This is a genomic window from Herbaspirillum huttiense, assembly GCF_004367745.1.
GTDB classification, from domain to species: Bacteria; Pseudomonadota; Gammaproteobacteria; order Burkholderiales; family Burkholderiaceae_D; genus Herbaspirillum; species Herbaspirillum huttiense.
The window spans coordinates 776,273-789,799 of sequence record NZ_CP037993.1; the positions used below are offsets into that span (position 1 = coordinate 776,273).

Below are 13,527 nucleotides of genomic sequence, written 5' to 3' on the forward strand. Positions count from 1 at the left end.
TTGCTTGTCGTAAAGGAATTCCATGTCGATCCACGTGGCCCTGAACCATGTCACCTCTTACAAGTACGACCGTGCCATCAACCTGGGTCCGCAAGTCATCCGCTTGCGTCCCGCCCCGCACAGCCGTACCCGCATCCTGAGCTATTCGCTGCGCGTGCTGCCCGAGCCGCACTTCATCAACTGGCAGCAGGACCCGGAATCGAACTACCTGGCGCGCCTGGTGTTCCCGGAGAAGACCACCGAATTCAAGATCGAGGTCGACCTGGTGGCCGAGATGTCGGTCATCAATCCCTTCGATTTCTTCCTTGAACCCTATGCCGAGGAGTTTCCCTTCGAGTATGCCAAGGACCTGCAGAATGAACTGATGCCCTACCGGCAGAAGCTGCCGCTGTCGCCGCTGTTCGAAGAGTTCCTCAAGAGCATCCCGCGCGAGAAGGTCGGCAGCGCCAATTTCCTGGTGGCGCTGAACCAGAAGCTGGCCAATCACATCGGCTACACCATCCGCATGGAACCCGGCGTGCAGACGCCGGAAGAAACGCTGGAACTGAAATCCGGCTCCTGCCGCGATTCTTCCTGGCTGCTGGTGCAGTTGCTGCGCCACCTGGGGCTGGCGGCGCGCTTCGTGTCCGGCTACCTGATCCAGCTGACCGCCGACCAGAAGTCGCTCGATGGTCCCTCCGGTCCCGAGGCCGACTTCACCGACCTGCACGCCTGGTGCGAAGTCTATCTGCCCGGTGCCGGCTGGGTCGGGCTGGACCCGACCTCGGGCCTGTTCGCCGGGGAAGGCCACATCCCCTTGTCCTGCACGCCGGAACCGGCCTCGGCCGCGCCGGTCAGCGGCCTGGTCGATCCCTGCGAAGTGGAGTTCGAGCACCTGATGTCGGTCAAGCGCATCTGGGAAGCGCCGCGCGTGACCAAGCCCTACACCGAAGAGCAGTGGGCCGCCATCGAGAAGCTGGGCCACGCCATCGATGCCGACCTGCAGGCCAATGATGTGCGCCTGACCATGGGCGGCGAACCGACCTTCGTGTCGCTGGACCACCCGGATGAACCAGAATGGAATACCGCCGCCCTGGGTGCGACCAAGAAGCCGCTGGCCGCCGAGCTGTATCACCGCATGCGCGACAAGTATGCCGCGCAGGGCCTGCCGCATTTCGGCCAGGGCAAGTGGTATCCGGGCGAGCAGCTGCCGCGCTGGGCGCTCAATTGCTACTGGCGCCGCGATGGCGAACCGATCTGGCTGAATCCTGAATTGATCGGCGACGAGACCAAGCCCAACGTCAGCGACAAGATCGTCACCAGCCACTTCCTGCACCGCGTGGCACAGCGCCTGCAGGTGGATGGCAAGAACGTCTTCCCGGCTTATGAAGACGTGTTCTACTACATGTGGCGCGAGCGCCGCCTGCCGGGCAATGTCGATCCCTTTGATTCGCGCGTGGATGACAAGCAGGAGCGCGAGCGCCTGATGAAGGTCTTCACGCAGGGCCTGCAGAGCGCGGTCGGCCATGTGCTGCCGCTGGCGCGCCGCGACGATGGCCGTGGCTGGCAGAGCGGGGCGTGGTTCCTGCGCAGCGAGCGCTGCTACCTGTATCCGGGTGATTCGCCGCTGGGCTATCGCCTGCCGCTGGATTCGCTGCCCTGGGTCAAGGAGGGCGAGTATCCGGCCGTCTATCCGGCCGATCCGACCCAGGCCTTCCGCCCGCTGCCCAGCAGCGCCGAAATCCGCCGCCAGTTGGGCAGCCCGCAGGAGCCGGCTGCGCTCCTGAAGAAGGCGGCCAGCAGTGCGGCCGCCATTGGCGGTGAAGGCAAGGCGGCAGCGGTCACTACGGCCAACGCTGCCAATGCCGCCAACGCCGCTGCCACCAGCAGCGCGACCCAGTCCGTACCGGCCCCCTTCGAATCGGCCAACTGGCTGACCCGCACCGCCCTGTGCGCCGAGGTGCGCAATGGCGTGTTCTACCTGTTCATGCCGCCCTTGTCGCAACTGGAGCATTACCTCGAACTGGTGGCTGCCATCGAAGCGGTGGCCGAGGAACTGAAGCAGCCGGTACTTCTGGAAGGCTACGAGCCGCCGCACGATCCGCGCCTGCGCAAGTTCAGCGTCACGCCCGATCCCGGCGTGATCGAGGTCAACATCCAGCCGGCCAACAACTGGAGCGAACTGGTCGAGCAGACCACGCACCTGTACGACGCCGCGCGTGCCTCGCGCCTGACGACCGAAAAGTTCATGCTCGACGGCCATCACTCCGGTACCGGCGGCGGCAATCACATGGTGCTGGGCGGCATCACGACCAGTGATTCCCCTTTCCTGCGCCGGCCCGATCTGTTGCGCAGCCTCATCTCGTACTGGCACAACCATCCTTCGCTGTCCTACCTGTTCTCGGGCATGTTCATCGGCCCGACCTCGCAGGCACCGCGCATCGATGAGGCGCGCAATGATTCGACGGTGGAAATCGAACTGGCCTTCAGCGAGATGGACAAGCAGGTCGCCAAGGGCGATTGCCCGCCCTGGCTGGTGGACCGCCTGCTGCGCAATCTGCTCATCGACGTCACCGGCAATACGCACCGCGCCGAGTTCTGCATCGACAAGATGTATTCGCCCGACAGTGCCACCGGCCGTCTTGGCTTGCTGGAATTGCGCGCTTTCGAAATGCCGCCGCACGCACGCATGAGCCTGACCCAGCAACTGCTGCTGCGCGGCCTGGTGGCGCGTTTCTGGAAGGAGCCCTACAAGCCGGCGCGCCTGGTGCGCTGGGGGACTGAACTGCATGACCGCTTCCTGCTGCCGCATTTCATCGAACAGGATTTCGCCGACGTGATGGCCGACATGAACGAGGCCGGCTATCCGATGCGTGCCGAATGGTTCGCGCCGCACATGGAATTCCGCTGCCCCAAGATCGGCGACTATGCGGTCAAGGGCATGCAGGTCGAATTGCGCACCGCGCTCGAACCCTGGCACGTGCTGGGCGAGGAGAACAGCGGCGGCGGTACGGCGCGCTATGTGGATTCGTCGCTGGAACGGCTGCAGGTCAAGATCAGCGGCATGGCCTCCGATCGCTATGTGCTGACCTGCAATGGCGTCTCGGTGCCGCTGCAGCCCACCGGCATCGTCGGCCAGTTCGTGGCCGGCATCCGCTATCGGGCCTGGCAGCCGCCTTCGGCGCTGCATCCGACCATCCCGGTGGATTCGCCGCTGACCTTCGACCTGGTCGATACCTGGAATGGCCGCAGCCTGGGCGGTTGCCAGTATCACGTGGTGCATCCCGGCGGCCGCAACTACGAGACCTTCCCGGTCAATGCCTTCGAAGCGGAAAGCCGCCGCCTGGCGCGCTATTTCCGCATGAACCATACTCCGGGAAAATGGCAGGTCACCCCGGCGCGGGCGTCTATCGAGTTTCCTTTTACGTTAGACTTACGCTACTTCTAAAACTGAGCCGGGCGCGGCCCCGCGCCGCTTGCAAGGCGACACGCCGCACGGGACCTGCTCCCGGCGCGTGCGCCACCCGGCCGCCAATGACTTATGCCCCAGCGTCTCCTGGAAAGCTATCCCGTCGCCAGCGATCGTTACGACGAGATGCTGGCGGCTGACGGCCGCCTGCGCCCGCACTGGCGAACGCTGATCGACCAGCTTGAAAACCTCTCGCCGGAGATGCTGCGCCGGCGCGCCAACGAGGTACGTGACGCCATCGCCTCCGATGGCGTGACCTACAACGTCTATGCCGACCCCAAGGGTGCCAACCGGCCCTGGGAACTGGACCTGCTGCCGCACCTGGTGTCCTCCGAAGAATGGGATTTCCTGGAACGTGCCGTGGCCCAGCGCGCACGGCTGATGAACGGCTTGCTCGCCGACATCTACGGCCCCCAGCACCTGATTGCCGAAGGTCTGCTGCCGCCCGCGCTGGTGTTCGGCCAGCACGGCTACCTGATGCCCTGCCACGGCTGGCAGCCGCCCGGTGGCGTGCATCTGCATGCGTATGCCATCGACCTGGCGCGCTCGGCCGACGGCACCTGGTGGGTCGTGTCGGACCGCACGCAAGGTCCGTCCGGTACCGGCTATGCCTTGCAGAACCGCCAGATCATGTCGCGCGCCATGCCGGAAGCGCTGCGCGACATGCACGTGGAGTCGCCGCACCGCTACTTCCACACCTTGCGCGCGATGTTGACGCGCCTGGCCCCGGCCCAGGGTGAAGTGCCGCTGATCGTGCTGCTCACGCCCGGCCCCTACAACGAAACCTATTCCGAACACGCTTTCCTGGCGCACACGCTGGGCTTCCCGCTGGTGGAAGGGGTGGACCTGACGGTGCGCAGCGACCAGGTATTTTTGAAGACCCTGAACGGCCTGCGCCGCGTGCACGCCATCCTGCGCCGCATGGACGATGACTATTGCGATCCGCTGGAACTGCGCGCCGATTCAGCCCTCGGTGTGCCGGGCCTGACGCAGGCTGCGCGACTGGGCAATGTGGTCATCGCCAATTCGCTGGGCAGCGGCGTGCTGGAATCGACCGCGCTGCACGGCTTCCTGCCGGCCATCAACGAGCGCCTGTATGGCGAATCGCTGCTGCTGCCTTCGGTGGCGTCGTGGTGGTGCGGCGAAAAGCCGGCGCTCGATTACACACTGGCGCATCTGGATGAACTGGTGATCGTGCCGGCGTTTTCTTCGATGCGCATGCAACCGGTATTCGGCCATACCGTCACGGGCACCGCGCGCCGCCGCCTGATCGAAAGCCTGCAACTGCAGCCGCACGCTTATGCCGCCCAGGAATGGGTGCGCCTGTCGCAAGCGCCGGTGATGTCGCGCAGCGGCGACTATCGTTTGATGAACCGCACCATCAGCCTGCGCGTGTTTGCGGTGGCCGATGGCGAAGGTGGCTATCAGGTGATGCCGGGTGGATTGACGCGCGTGGCGCCACGCCAGCGGCGCGACGTGGTCTCGATGCAGCAGGGCGGTACCAGCAAGGATGTGTGGGTGCTGCGTGAAGAGGAGCGCCCGGACCCGGCCATGGCCGATGACGGCCATGGTGCAAAAAACGTCACGGTCATCAGGGGCACGGTGGATGTGTCCTCGCACTCGGGTGAGAACCTGTTCTGGATGGGGCGCTATTCGGAGCGGGTGAAAAATCTCTCGCGCCTCTTGCGCACCACCCTGCAATACACCATGGATGGCCAGACCGAGAGCCGTGGCATGCTGGGCAGCGTGTCGTGGATCTGCAGCCAGCTCGGCGTGCAGATGCCCAAATCCGAACCGCGTCCGACCATCACCGGCCTGCAGCAGAGCCTGCAGGCAGCCGTGGTCGATCCTTCGGCGCCGGTAAGCGTGGCCACGCAGTTGCGCCAGCTCGCCAATGCCGCCTACCAGGTGCGCGAACATCTGTCGCTGGACAACTGGCACGCCCTGACCAAGATGCCGGCCATGGTGCAGGAACGCATCAACACACCGGCCGCTGCACAGCATGTGCTGGGCAACGTCATCGATGCCTGCTCGGGCCTCGCCGGTCATGCGCTGGATGACATGACGCGCGATGCCGGCTGGCAGTTCCTGATGGTGGGCCGCCACATCGAACGCATGGCCAACATGGCGGCGCTCTTCGACAACTTCCTGCGCCTGCCGCCGCAGCGCCAGACGGCGGCACTGTCGTGGCTGCTGGAGGCGGCCAGCAGCATCGTCACCTATCGCGTGCGCTATCGCCGCACGCCGGAGTGGCTGCCGGTGCTGCACCTGCTGGTGTTCGACGTCAGCAATCCGCATGGCATGGCCTACCAGTTCCGCATGCTGCAGCAATACATGGCCGAGATCGCCCAGCAGCTGGGCTTGCTGAGCATGACCATTCCTGCGCACCTGACCAGCCAGCTGGAGGCGATGAACCTGGCCGAGTTTGCGCACGATCATCCCAACGTCGCCGAGGCCAATGCGCGCCTGACGCAATTGATGCGCGATGCCGTCAGCGGCGGCTACATGCTCTCGGATGATCTCTCGCGCCATTACTTCACGCCGCTGACCGCACCGGTCAGCCAGGGGGTATGACATGAGCGAGCGCACCGTCTACCGCATCCATCACCAGACCACTTACCAGTATTCGCTGCCGGTGCGGCTGTCGCACCAGGTGCTGCACCTGACGCCGCGCGAACTGCCGTGGCAGCAATGTCTCTCGCACACCGTCAACGTCTTGCCGTCGCCGCAACTGGTGCGCAGCTACGAAGACAATTTCGGCAACGTCATCAAGGCCTTCTCGCTCGATACCGACCACACCAGTCTCGACGTGCAGGCTGATTCCTGGGTCGCGCTCACACCGCGTGCGCAGCCGCAGCCCGGCATGCAGTGGGAGGAAGCGGCCACGGTGATGGCCTATCACGGCGGCCGCATCATGGCACCGGGCATGCTGGAGGCGTCCAATTTCCTGTTCGAATCCTCGCACGTGCGCATCAAGCGCGAGTTCATCCGCTATGCGGCCGAGTGCTTCAGCCCGGGCCTGTCGGTGGTGGAGGGGGTGCGTGCGTTGATGATGCGCATCCATGAGGAATTCGCCTTCGATCCGGCCGCCACCACCGTGTCCACACCGGTGACGGAAGTCTTCACCAACCGGCGCGGCGTGTGCCAGGACTTCGCGCACCTGATGCTGTCCTGCCTGCGCTCCATCGGTTTGGCGGCGCGCTATGTGAGCGGCTATCTGCTCACCGAGCCGCCCCCGGGTCAGCCGCGCCTGATCGGAGCCGATGCCTCGCATGCCTGGGTCTCGGTGTATTGCCCCGGTGTGGACGGTAGTGAGGGGACGTGGATCGATGCCGATCCGACCAATGGCGTCTTCCCCGATACCAGTCACATCACGCTGGGCTGGGGACGCGATTTCCTCGACATCTCGCCCTTGCGCGGCGTGCTCATCGGCGGCGGGCAGCAGACCATGCAGGTAGCAGTGACGGTGTTGCCGGGCGAAGAGGCGCAGGGTTTGCAGCTGTCGATCTGAGCGCAATTTTCTGTATTGTTGCCGCAGCGTCGCCACAAAACACGATGGCCACTATTCGAAAGAATAGTGGCCATGTTTGTTTTTACGCCAAGCTCGGGATTGCGCTCAATGTGCCCCTGCGTCCGCCACCATCAGCGGCTTGCCGCCATCGGGACGATTGCGGTCCGAGGCCTGCTTGACCAGCAAGGCCACCGTGGACACCAGCGCGGCCACGGCCACCACGGCGAAGACTTCGCTGAAGCCCAGCTGGCGGCGCGTGAGTTCGGCCACCAGGAAGGAACCGGCGATACCGCCGAAGCGCCCCACGCCCAGCATCCAGGCCACGCCGGTGGCACGGCCCCGCGTCGGATAGTAGGCCGCGGCCAGTGCCGGCAGGGAAGATTGCGCGGTATTCATCAAGGTACCGGCCACGAACACCACGACGGTGAGCACGCCCACATTGCCCGCCGCCTGCCCGATGGCAAACACCGCCACCGCAGTGGCGGCAAAGCCGATCGCGATGACGCGGTTGGCGTTGTAGCGGTCCATCAGCCAGCCGAACAGGATGGCCCCCACGCCGCCCAGCGGGAACAGCGCAGCAATGAGCGTGGCGGTCTTGGGTGCCAGGCCGGCATCCTTGAACAGCACCGGCATCCAGTTCACCAGCGCATAGAAGATCACCAGACCCATGAAGTAGGCCAGCCACAGCATGCAGGTGCCGACCAGGTAGCGCGGTTCGAACAGCAGGGCGATGCCGCTTTTGCCGGTGGGGGCTTCGCCTTGCGGGCCGGTCTCGGTGAGGGTGAAGCGATTGAAAGCGGCGGCCGAGGATGAGATGCGGCGCAGAACCGCGCCTATGCGCTCGGCCGCATAGCCCTTGGCCACCATGTGGCGCACCGATTCCGGCAGGCTGGGCAGCATCACCAGCAACAGCAGCAGCGGAGCGGCACCGCCCAGCATCAGCACGCTGCGCCAGCCCCACAGCGGAATCATCCACGCCGCCAGGAATCCACCCAGCGCTGCACCCAGCGGGAAGCCGCAGAACATGGCATTGGTCAGCATGGCGCGGCGCGCGGCCGGGCTGTATTCACTGGTGAGCGTGACCGCATTGGGCATGGCCGCGCCCAGGCCCAGGCCGGTCAGGAAGCGCAGGATCGTCAGCTCCTGCAGGTTGCCGGCGAAGGCCGAGCCCAGGCAGGCCACGCCCATCACCAGCACCGACAGCAGCAGGATCTTGCGGCGGCCGTAGCGGTCGGCCAGAGGGCCCGACGTCAGCGCACCGGCGGCCAGGCCGAACAACGCGGCGCTCAACACGGGAGCCAGGTCCGGCTTGGCGATGCCCCAGTCCTTGAGCAGCGAGGGGGCGATGAAGCCGATGGCGGCGGTGTCGAAGCCGTCCAGCAGGACGACGAAGAAGCACAGCGCGAAGATCAGCCATTGATAGCGCGAGAAGGGCTCGCGGTTGATGAAGGCCTGGACGTCCAGGGCAGGGGTTTCTGGTCTCATGTCTCTCTCTTCTGGATATTGGGGGGTACGGCTGTTTTATTTTTTGTGCGAAAAGTATAAAACAATGCAGAAGTTATTTGTGCGGTCAGTGCGCATATGTGCGGTTAGCGAACACAATCGTGTTTTGTGAAGGAAAGCGCAAAGGCCCCCGCCCGTCGGGCTGGCGCGGGCAGGGGGGATGGGAGCGGTGAAGGAAACTGTCCGAAAACCCAAGCCAGCCATGGGCGCTGGCGTCAGGCGGTTCTGCTCAGGGGGTGCGGATATGATCGATCAGGGCGATGGTGGCTTCATCGGGGGGCGGCGTGAGCAGGCTGACGATGACCATGGCAGCCATCCCGACCGGGACGCCGAAGATGCCGGCCGAGATCGGCGCGATGTGGAACCATTGCCCGGCGGCACTGCCGCCGAAGGCGGGGTTGGTGTGCAGCATGTAATACACGCACATCAGGAAGCCGCAGACGATGCCGGCAATCGCGCCGGCCTGGTTGGCACGCTTCCAGAACACGCCCAGCACCAGTGCCGGGAACAGCGTGGAGGCCGCCAGCGAGAAGGCCGCACCGACCATGGAGAGGATGTCGCCCGGTTTCAATGAAGCGGCGTAGGCCGCCAGCAGCGCCACCACCAGCAACAGCAGCTTGGAAATGGTTACGCGTTTTTGCGTCGAGGCGCTGGGGTCGACCACCTTGTAATACACGTCATGCGAGAGCGCATTGGAGATCGTCAGCAGCAGTCCGTCAGCAGTAGACAGCGCTGCCGCCAGCCCGCCTGCCGCCACCAGTCCGGAGACGAAATACGGCAGGCCGGCGATCTCCGGCATGGCCAGCACGATGATGTCGCCATCCATGGAAATCTCGCCCAGCTGCACCAGGCCATCGCGATTGAGATCGTTGATGGAGACCAGCGGATTGAGCTTGTCCATGTTGGCCCAGTAATACACCCAGTCCGGCAGATGGCTGTAGCTGCTGCCCACCAGCGAGGTGTAGATGTCGTATTTCACCAGGACGGTGAGCGCCGGCACGGTGAGGTAGATCAGCATGATGAAGAACAGCGTCCAGAACACCGAGCTGCGCGCGCCCGCCACGGTGGGCGTGGTGTAGTAGCGCATGAGGATGTGCGGCAGCGCCGCCGTACCCAGCATCAGGCAGAACACCAGCGCCAGGAAATTGTTGCGTTTGATGTCCGAGCTCTGCTGGTCGCGACCGGGGAAGGGTTCGGTCTGCGAGACCGGTGGCTGCGCGCGTGCAAGATTGGCCGCGCGTGCTTCGGTCCATTTGCGTTCTGCCTCCTGGGGGGACTTGGGATAGGACGATAGCGCGCGGCTGGCGGCCTTGATGTCGGCCAGCGAAGCGTGGCTATCACGCCGTACCTGGTCGGCCTGATTTTGCGCCTCGACACGTCCATCGAGCCAGGATTGCGGCAGGCCCTTGAGCTTGCGGTCGTAGTCATCGGCGCGCGCCTGGAAGATCTTGCGCACTTCCTTTTCCTTGGGGTCGTCTTCCAGTTTGTGTTCCAGCGCCGAGAGCTTGGGCAGCACCGCGCCATAGGCCACCGGCGGCACGGGTACCGTCGCATGCTTGGCCGAGAGCCAGATCACCGGGATCAGGTAGGCGAACAGGATGATGATGTATTGCGCCACCTGGGTCCAGGTGATGGCGCGCATGCCGCCCAGGAAGGAGCACACCAGAATGCTGGCCAGCCCGAGGAAGATGCCGATGGAAAAATCGATGCCGGTGAAGCGCGAAGTAATCAGCCCCACGCCATAGATCTGCGCCACCACATAGGTGAAGGAGATCAGGATGGTGGCCGCCACGGCCAGGATGCGGATCACGTTGACCCCGTGGCTGCCGGGTCTGCCCGGATAGCGCGCGGCCAGGAAATCGGCGATGGTGTATTGCCCGAACTTGCGCAGGTAGGGCGCGATCAGCAGGGCCACCAGGACGTAGCCGCCGGTCCAGCCGAGGATGTAGGCCAGTCCGTCGAAGCCCTGCAGGTAGAGGCCGCCGGCCAGGCTGATGAAGGTCGCCGCCGAGATCCAGTCGGCGGCCGTGGCCATGCCGTTGAAGAGCGGTGGCACGCGCCGTCCGGCGACGTAGTATTCGGGCACGTCGGAGGTGCGGCAGACCACGCCGATGCCGGCATACAGGCCGATGGTGACGAACAGGAACAGGTAGCCGATCCACGAGCGCGGCATGCCCTCGCGCTCCAGGATGGCCAGCACGCACAGGAAGATGATGAAGCCCAGCGTATAGAAACCATAGTAGCGGCACAGCCGCCGGAAGAAGTCCTTGTTACTCTCCATGCCAGTGCTCGCCTTGTTCACGTCGGACCAGTTGTTCGATGCGGCGCATGCGGCGCACGTAGAGGACCACGATGGCCAGGTAGATCAGCATCATGCCCTGCGCGGCCATGTAGAAGGAGACCGGCCAGCCGAACAGGTGTACCCGGTCCAGTTCGCGCGCGAAGTAGATGAAGAAGAACGTGGCGGCGAACCACAGCGCCAGCAGCCAGGCCGTCATGCGGCGGGTGCGGTGCCATTGGTTGCCGGGGTCCGGGGGAGGCGTGCCGTGGTCCATGTCAGGTGATGTCGTCGAAGAAGGGCGTGCGTGGCATCATGCGAAAGCTCACGCGAAAGAGGCTGCCCGGATATTTGGGATCGCTGCTGCGCGGATTGTGGGTGATCTCGACGATCGCCTCGTGCTGCTGCGCGATCTCGCGCACGATGGCCAGGCCCAGGCCGCTGCCGGTGCTGGGCGTGCCGAGGATGCGATAGAAACGCTCGAACACGTTGCTGCGTTCGGCCACCGGAATGCCGGGGCCGTTGTCTTCCACTTCGAGGATGGCCAGGCCTCCGCCCTCATCGGTGCGTGCGCGCACGGTGACGCGGCCATTGCCATCGTGCGGTGTGTAATGCAGGGCATTGTCCAGCAGGTTGGATAACAGTTCGCGCAGCATCACCGGGTTGCCGGTGATGAGGATGGGGTGGTCCGGTTGCTCGAAGCCGAGGTCGATGCGCTGGGTGAAGGACATCGGCACCCAGTCCTGCACCACGCTGCGCGCCAGTTCGTTCAACTCCAGCGGGACCATGCCGCCGGATTGCGATTGCTGGTTTTCGGCGCGCGCCAGTGACAGCAATTGATTGACCAGGCGCGTGGCGGTTTCCGAACTCTTGGCCAGTTGTTCCAGCGAACGGCGCACGTCGTCCTGGTCATCCTGCCGCAGCGCCAGTTCGGATTGCATGCGCATGCCGGCCAAGGGCGTCTTCATCTGGTGCGCGGCATCGGCAATGAAGCGCTTCTGGATGGCGATGGTTTGCGACAGGCGCGCCAGCATGTCGTTGAGCGAACGTACCAGCGGGGAAATCTCTTCTGGCACCTGGCCGGAATCGATGGGCGAGAGATCGTCGGGGCGGCGCGCACGGATGCGCTGCTGCAATTCCGACAGTGGAGACAGGCCGCGCGAGAGTGCGAACCACACCAGCGCCAGCGCCACCGGCAGGATCACGAACTGCGGCAGGATCACGCCCTTGATGATTTCATTGGCCAGTTGCGCGCGCTTTTCCAGGGTCTCGCCGACCTGCACGGTGGCAATGCGCGGCTCGCGCTGGGCAGCGCGCTGGGCGGCGCTGCGGCGCAGGTCTACCTGCAGGGTGGCGATGCGTACATCACTGCCGTGCAGGATGTCGTTGCGGAATTGCACCGTGCCAAGTGTGATGCGATCTTCGTCGGCTGGCGGTTGCGGCATGTCGACGTCGCCTTCGACATATTCGCCATTGGGGCCGGTGACCTTGTAGTAGATGTTGTCGATGTCGTCGGCGCGCAGCAGGTCGCGTGCCGAGACCGGCAGGCGCGCCACCACCTTGCCGTTGACTTCCGAGACCTGCTGCGCGAGCACGGTCACGCTGTCTTCCAGCGCGCGGTCGAAGGGCTGGTTGGCAATCGACTGCGCAATCAGGTAAGTGATGGCGATGCTCATCGGCCACAGCAGCAGCAGCGGGGCCAGCATCCAGTCGAGGATCTCGCCGAACAGTGAACGCTGGATGCGTTCCACCGGTTGCGTCGCCAGGGCGGCGCGGCGTTTCTTGCGGGGCGTGGGGGCAGCGGGAGCGGCAGTGGACTCCGGCGCGGCCTCGGGCGGCGGGGCGGATGCAGCGGCGGGGGAAGGATCGCGCGCGGTCATGGGGGATCAGCGCGCGGCTTGCCAGTGCGAAGCGAAGGCGGACGCGGCCTCAAGCCGCGCTGTTGGAGGCCGCCAGCGGGGCAGCGCCGTTCTCGGGCAGCTTCTCCAGGCAATAGCCGAGCCCGCGCACGGTGGCGATGCGTACGCCGCCGACCTCGATTTTCTTGCGCAGACGATGGACATAGACCTCGATGGCATTGTTGCTGACTTCCTCTCCCCATTCGCACAGGTGGTCCACCAGCTGTTCCTTGGAGACCAGGCGGCCGGTGCGTTGCAATAATACTTCGAGCAGCCCCAGTTCCCGCGCCGACAGTTCCAGCATCTGTTCGCCGATGTAGGCAATGCGGCCGACCTGGTCGAAGGACAGCGGACCATGTTTGATGACCGTCGGCCCGCCGCCGGCACCGCGCCGGGTCAGCGCCCGCACCCGCGCTTCCAGTTCGGAGAGCGCAAAAGGCTTGGCCATGTAGTCGTCGGCACCGAGATCGAGGCCTTGCACGCGCTGTTCCACCGAATCGGCGGCCGTCAGGATCAGCACCGGCAGGCGCGAATTGCGCGCGCGCAGGCGGCGCAGCACCTCCAGGCCGGACATCTTGGGCAGGCCCAGGTCGAGGATCAGCAGGTCGAAATCCTGGGTGGACAAGGCGGAATCGGCTTCCACCCCGTTCTTGACGCAATCGGCGGCATAGCCGGAATGGCGCAGGGAACGGGTCAGCCCGTCGGCCAGTACGCTGTCGTCTTCAGCAAGGAGGATGCGCATAAGAATCGGTCAGCGAGGCAAGGCCGGCTGAATTGTCTCGGATGGTTGAATTATTGTGATACCTTTTCATTCATATTCCACTAATTCAACCCCCAATGCAAATCAGGGATTGCCTGATGAGCGCTGTCCTTGAGACAGGTCAGGTCG

Annotated in this window: 8 protein-coding genes; 3 read left to right on the top strand and 5 right to left on the bottom strand. The window is 64.7% G+C overall.

Going from position 1 to position 13,527, the window contains the following annotated elements; all coding sequences use genetic code 11:
* Positions 1 to 22 precede the first annotated feature (22 nt).
* The 3 genes from E2K99_RS03545 (at position 23) to E2K99_RS03555 (ending at position 6,959) form a co-directional block, all read left to right on the top strand.
* The gene (locus E2K99_RS03545; protein ID WP_134221366.1) at positions 23 to 3,427 is read left to right on the top strand and encodes a transglutaminase family protein; all 3,405 of its coding nucleotides are present in this window, start codon (positions 23 to 25) and stop codon (positions 3,425 to 3,427) included.
* A 93-nt stretch (positions 3,428 to 3,520) separates the two neighbouring features.
* Positions 3,521 to 6,022: a circularly permuted type 2 ATP-grasp protein gene (locus E2K99_RS03550; RefSeq protein ID WP_121042990.1), complete on the top strand. Its 2,502-nt coding sequence runs from the start codon at positions 3,521 to 3,523 to the stop codon at positions 6,020 to 6,022.
* Position 6,023: 1 nt separating this feature from the next.
* Positions 6,024 to 6,959: a transglutaminase family protein gene (locus E2K99_RS03555; RefSeq protein WP_134221367.1), complete on the top strand. Its 936-nt coding sequence runs from the start codon at positions 6,024 to 6,026 to the stop codon at positions 6,957 to 6,959.
* Positions 6,960 to 7,064: 105 nt separating this feature from the next.
* Here the strand turns inward: E2K99_RS03555 and E2K99_RS03560 are convergent, their stop codons facing one another.
* From E2K99_RS03560 to E2K99_RS03580, 5 genes are all read right to left on the bottom strand, one after another.
* On the bottom strand, positions 7,065 to 8,444 hold the full coding sequence (locus tag E2K99_RS03560) for an MFS transporter (protein ID WP_134221368.1): 1,380 nt from the start codon (positions 8,442 to 8,444) through the stop codon (positions 7,065 to 7,067).
* 247 nt (positions 8,445 to 8,691) lie between these two features.
* A complete protein-coding gene (locus E2K99_RS03565; RefSeq protein WP_121042996.1) occupies positions 8,692 to 10,743 on the bottom strand; it encodes a sodium:solute symporter family protein in 2,052 nt (683 codons plus the stop codon).
* Positions 10,733 to 11,017 carry a DUF4212 domain-containing protein gene (locus E2K99_RS03570; protein WP_034329583.1) on the bottom strand — a complete coding sequence of 95 codons (285 nt, stop codon included), beginning with the start codon at positions 11,015 to 11,017 and terminating at the stop codon, positions 10,733 to 10,735. Before E2K99_RS03570 ends, E2K99_RS03565 begins: the two co-directional genes overlap by 11 nt.
* Before the next feature lies 1 nt (position 11,018).
* Positions 11,019 to 12,620, bottom strand: a complete 1,602-nt coding sequence (locus E2K99_RS03575) for a sensor histidine kinase (RefSeq protein ID WP_134221369.1) — start codon at positions 12,618 to 12,620, stop codon at positions 11,019 to 11,021.
* A gap of 49 nt (positions 12,621 to 12,669) precedes the next feature.
* Positions 12,670 to 13,380, bottom strand: a complete 711-nt coding sequence (locus E2K99_RS03580; RefSeq protein ID WP_039789191.1) for a response regulator — start codon at positions 13,378 to 13,380, stop codon at positions 12,670 to 12,672.
* Positions 13,381 to 13,527 lie beyond the last annotated feature (147 nt).